The organism is Tepidimonas sp. (assembly GCF_046292505.1).
GTDB lineage: Bacteria > Pseudomonadota > Gammaproteobacteria > Burkholderiales > Burkholderiaceae_C > Tepidimonas.
In genome coordinates, this window is sequence record NZ_JBKBQX010000094.1 from 1 (window position 1) to 1,310 (window position 1,310).

Annotated in this window: 1 protein-coding gene; it reads left to right on the top strand. The window is 66.3% G+C overall.

The annotated features are described in order from the left end of the window. Positions 1-260 precede the first annotated feature (260 nt). A partial coding sequence (gene istA, locus ACK4TH_RS11910) for an IS21 family transposase (protein ID WP_409626744.1) occupies positions 261-1,310 on the top strand: 1,050 nt, incomplete at its 3' end.

Consider the following 1,310-nt stretch of genomic DNA (forward strand, 5'->3'; position numbering starts at 1 on the left):
CAGACTGGACCGCAGCGACGGCAGTCGCATGCCGGCCACCCCTTGCCTTTCGGACAGGGACGCCATCGGCACCTGATTGCGTATTCCACGCCATGGCGGACACGATTCCACGCTGATGGCGGACAGTGTTCCAGCGTGAAGCCGGACACCGTTGCACGCTGAAGGCGGACAGCATTCCAAATCGATGGCGGACACCTGCAGGGTGTTCTGAGTGACCCGAACGCGGCATACGCTGCCCGGTTTATCGGCCGGAGCCAGCGATGCCCACACCCAGGGTCACCATGAGCAAACTACGACACACACTGCAACTGCTGCACGGCGGGGCCTTGAGCACCCGCCAAATCGGCGCGGCGCTTGGCATCTCCAAGTCCACTGTCAGCGAAATAGCCAGTTATGCCCGCGCCGCCGGCGTGGACTGGGCGCTGGCCCAAAGCCTGAGCGACGAAGAGCTCCAGTCCCGGCTCTACAAGCCACCCGTGGCGCGCGCCTCGCGCCACCTGGAACCCGAGTACAGCCACATCCATCGCGAACTGCGCCGCCCCGGCGTCACCCTGCAACTGCTGTGGGAGGAGTACCAGCAACAGCACGCTGCTCAGGCCTACAAGTACAGCGCCTTTTGCGAGAAGTACAAGGCCTGGGCCCGCGGGTTGAAGCGCTCCATGCGCCAGACCCACATGGCCGGCGACAAACTCTTTGTGGACTACGCCGGCCAGACCGTGCCCGTCGTGGATGCCGACACTGGCGAGATACGCCAAGCCCATGTCTTCGTGGCCGTGCTGGGCGCATCGAACTACACCTACGCCTGTGCCACCGCCAGCCAGAAGGCCACGGACTGGGTGGCCAGCATCATCAGCGCGCTGGAGTTCATCGGCGGTGTGCCCCGCCTGCTGGTGCCCGACCAGCCACGTGCCTTGATGGCCCGTGCCGACCGCTACGAGCCCACCGCACACCGCCTGCTCGATGAGCTGTGTGCACACTACGGTGTCGCGGTCATGCCCGCACGCCCGGCCAAACCCCGCGACAAGCCCAAGGTCGAGGTCGCCGTGCAGGTGGTCGAGCGCTGGATTCTGGCGCGGCTGCGCCACCAGACCTTCTTCAGCCTGGCCGAGCTCAACCGCTCGATTGCCGTCTTGCTGGCCGACTTGAACCAGCGCGCGTTCAAGAAACTCCCCGGCAACCGCGCCAGCGCCTTTGCCGAGCTCGACCGGCCAGCCCTGCGCCCCCTGCCGGCGGCGCGCGCGTGCCCCTCGTCCCGCAGCGCCTGTGCGGCGATGGCGGCGTTGTTGAGAAAGCAGTACCCACCAAAAAAG